The organism is Mesorhizobium sp. (assembly GCF_005063415.1).
GTDB lineage: Bacteria > Pseudomonadota > Alphaproteobacteria > Rhizobiales > Rhizobiaceae > Mesorhizobium.
Genome location: NZ_SUEG01000212.1, coordinates 1 through 3,714 on the forward strand (window position 1 = coordinate 1; position 3,714 = coordinate 3,714).

Sequence of the window (3,714 nt, forward strand, 5' to 3'; positions counted from 1 at the left end):
CCGTTGGACAGATCGCGCTGGCCGGCGCCTGGTCGGATGCACTCGGCAAGGATGGCTTGAAATCGGGCCAGATACTGCTGACGCTCGGCGACACCGAAGAACGCCGCCGCTATCTCAACGCCCGCGCTACGATCTCGACGCTGCTCAAGATGAAGGCGGTGCCGGTCATCAACGAGAACGACACGGTGGCGACGTCGGAAATCCGCTATGGCGACAACGACCGGCTGGCGGCGCGTGTCGCCACCATGATGGGCGCCGACCTTTTGGTGCTGCTCTCCGACATTGACGGGCTCTACACGGCACCGCCCGCGCGTGACCCGCAAGCCCGGTTCATTCCGGTCGTCGACCGCATCACCCCCGATATCGAGGCGATGGCGGGCGCCGCCGCTTCGGAATTGTCGCGCGGCGGCATGCGCACCAAGCTCGACGCCGGCAAGATCGCCACCGCAGCCGGCACCGCCATGATCATCACATCGGGCACGCGGCTGTCGCCGCTGCTGGCAATCGAGCGCGGTGAGCGCGCCACGTTCTTCCGGCCGAGCCCCAATCCGGTCAAAGGCTACAAGACCTGGATCGCCGGGCAGCTCGAACCGGCGGGGCGGCTGACCGTCGATGCCGGCGCCATCGGCGCGCTGCTCTCCGGCAAGTCGCTGCTGCCGGCCGGCGTCAAACTGGTCAGCGGCAATTTTGCGCGTGGCGATACGGTGGCGATCCTGTCGCCCGAGGGCCGCGAGATAGCGCGCGGGCTGGTTGCCTATGATGCCGCCGATGCCGTAAGGATCGCTGGCCTGAAGACGACCGAGATCGAAACCGTACTCGGCTACGAAGCGCGATCGGCGATGATCCATCGCGACGACCTTGTGGTGAGCCATGCCGGTGGCGAGCAAGTAGTCGGTGACCAGGTTACATAGCGGAGGATGAGCCATGCTGACGCTGCATGAAAAATCCCGGGATGATACCGTGGCGCTGATGGCCGATATCGGCCGCCGCGCGCGTGCCGCGGCCCGACCGCTGGCCATAGCTGCGGCCGAGCGCAAGCACGCGGCGCTGGTCGGCATGGCTCAGGCGATCCTTCGGCATGAGCAGGACATCCTCGACGCCAATGCCATCGACATCAGAAATGGCGAGGAGGCTGGCCTATCGGCAGCGTCGATGGATCGGCTGAAGCTCGATCCCGCTCGCATCCGCGCCATGGCAGACGGTATCAATGAAATCGCCGAGTTGCGCGATCCGGTCGGCGATGTCATTGCCGCATGGGACCGGCCGAACGGGTTGCACATCGAACGGGTGCGCACGCCGCTCGGCGTCGTCGGCGTCATCTATGAGAGCCGGCCGAACGTGACCGCCGATGCCGGTGCGCTCTGCCTCAAGGCGGGCAATCCGGTGATCCTGCGCGGCGGCTCGGATTCGGCGAATTCTTCCGCCGCGATCCATGCCTGCCTGGTCGAGGGGCTCAAGGCAGCCGGGCTACCGGAGGATGCCATACAATTGGTGCCGACCACCGATCGCGGCGCCGTCGGCGAAATGCTGAAAGGGCTTTCCGGCAATCTCGAGGTCATCATTCCGCGCGGTGGCCGCAGCCTGGTCGAGCGTGTGCAGACCGAGGCACGGGTGCCGGTGTTCGCGCATCTCGAGGGCATCTGCCATCTCTATATCGACCGATCGGCCGATCTCGACATGGCGGTCAAGATCGCGGTCAATGCCAAGATGCGGCGCACCGGGGTGTGCGGTGCTGCCGAGACGCTGCTGGTCGACCGTGCCGTCGCCGGCACGCACCTGGTGCCGATCCTCAAGGCCCTACGGGCGGCAGGCTGCGAGATCCATGCCGATGCCGAGGTGCTGAGGCTTTATAGCGATGCCCAGCCCGCGACCGACGCAGACTGGGTGACCGAATATCTCGACGCCATCATTGCTGTGAAGCTGGTCGACGGCATTGCCGGCGCTATCGAGCATATCGAGACGTTTTCCTCGCATCACACCGAGGCGATCATCGCCGAGGATGCAAAGGCCGTCGAACGGTTCTTCAACGAGATCGATTCGGCGATCCTTCTGCACAATGCCTCGACCCAGTTTGCCGATGGCGGCGAGTTCGGCATGGGCGCCGAAATCGGCATCGCCACCGGCAAGATGCATGCACGCGGGCCGGTCGGCGTCGAGCAACTGACGTCGTTCAAATATCGCGTACGCGGGTCGGGACAGGTGAGGCCTTGAATCCGTTCGCAGTCAGAGCCTGAGAGGCGTGCGCCCAGCCACCCCCCTCTGTCCTGCCGGGCATCTCCCCCTCAAGGGGGGAGATCAGCTCTCTTTCGCGATTTCGCCAATTTCCGGGCGGGCAAAATTCATGCTGTCATTGAAGCCGACAATCTCCCCCCCTGAGGGGGAGATGCCCGGCAGGGCAGAGGGGGGTGCCTAACGCATGCTTGCCTTGTCCGAACATGCCATATCCTCCCGCTACCTCAAGATGCCGCATGCCGGGAAAGGCGTGGCGGTCGGGCTGTTCGGCGGTTCGTTCAACCCGCCGCACGCCGGCCATGCGCTGGTCGCCGAGATCGCACTCAGACGCCTTGCGCTCGATCAGCTGTGGTGGATGGTGACGCCCGGCAATCCGCTCAAGAATGCCGGAGACCTGGCGCCGCTGGCCGAGCGGCTGCAGCTATCCGAAAAGATCGCGAAGAACCCGAAGATCAAGGTCACCGCATTCGAGGCGGCCCACCGCGTCCGCTTCACCGCCGACACGCTGGCGCTGGTCAAGGCGCGTAACCCGGGCGTCGATTTCGTCTGGATCATGGGGGCCGACTCGCTTCGCGACTTCCACCGCTGGCAGCGCTGGCGCCGCATCGTCATGACGTTCCCGATCGCGGTGGTCGATCGGCCAGGCGCGACGCTGTCGTTCCTGTCGTCGGTGGTCGCCAAGACGTTCGACTATGCCCGCGTCGACGAGGGCGACGCACCGCGGCTCGCCCGTATGGACGCGCCGGCCTGGACCTTCATTCACGGCCCGCGTTCGTCGCTGTCGTCGAGCGCGATCCGTAAGGTGGCAAAGGGCTGAGCCAACACGGAAGGCAAGATCGGTGATGTCGCTTTTGCCGCTGCCTTGATCTGCTTGATGGGCGACCCTCGGTCATGACGATTCTCGAGCGCGACCAGGACAAGAACGGTCTAGGGCAGCCGGCGCCGTCGATCGCCATTGCCAGCATCCTCTTGTCGATGGCGCTGATCGCCGTCGGCAATGGGCTGATGTTCGCCTATATCCCAGTTCGGCTCGGCGCCGAGGGCTTCGATCCGACATGGGCGGGGCTGATCGTCACCGGCCTTTCGGCTGGCGGCCTCGCCGGCTGTATCCTGACCGGGCCGCTGGTGCGGCGTGTCGGCCATGCCCGCGTGTTCATGGTGCTGTCGGCACTGATCGTGCTGTCCAACGCCGCGGTCGGCGCCGGGCCGCACCCATTGCCATGGATCGCTGCACGGGCGCTCTACGGCTTTGCCATATGCGGCCTGTTCATCGTCGCGCAGAGCTGGCTGAACGATGTCGTCGCCAACGCCATTCGCGGCCGGATCATGGCTATCTTCTACGTTGCCTATGTCGCCGGGCTCGGCGTCGGCTATTCGACGCTGGCGTTGATCGATATCCGCGCGGCCGACGCGCCGCTGATCGGCATTGCCTTCACCGCGCTGTCGATTCTTCCTGTCGGGCTGACGCGGCTCGCGCAGCCG

4 protein-coding genes are annotated in these 3,714 nt (G+C 65.5%); all 4 read left to right on the plus strand.

The features are described from left to right. The coding region (gene proB / locus E5W70_RS29870) for a glutamate 5-kinase (protein ID WP_292664881.1) at positions 1-911 on the plus strand (911 nt) is incomplete at its 5' end. 13 nt (positions 912-924) lie between these two features. Further along, entirely contained in the window at positions 925-2,211 is a 1,287-nt protein-coding gene (locus E5W70_RS29875) for a glutamate-5-semialdehyde dehydrogenase (RefSeq protein ID WP_292664882.1), read from the plus strand. A 250-nt stretch (positions 2,212-2,461) separates the two neighbouring features. Then, positions 2,462-3,049 (plus strand): nicotinate-nucleotide adenylyltransferase, encoded by a 588-nt coding sequence (locus tag E5W70_RS29880; protein ID WP_292664887.1) that lies wholly within the window; start codon positions 2,462-2,464, stop codon positions 3,047-3,049. Positions 3,050-3,123: 74 nt separating this feature from the next. Next, a partial coding sequence (locus E5W70_RS29885) for an MFS transporter (RefSeq protein ID WP_292664883.1) occupies positions 3,124-3,714 on the plus strand: 591 nt, incomplete at its 3' end.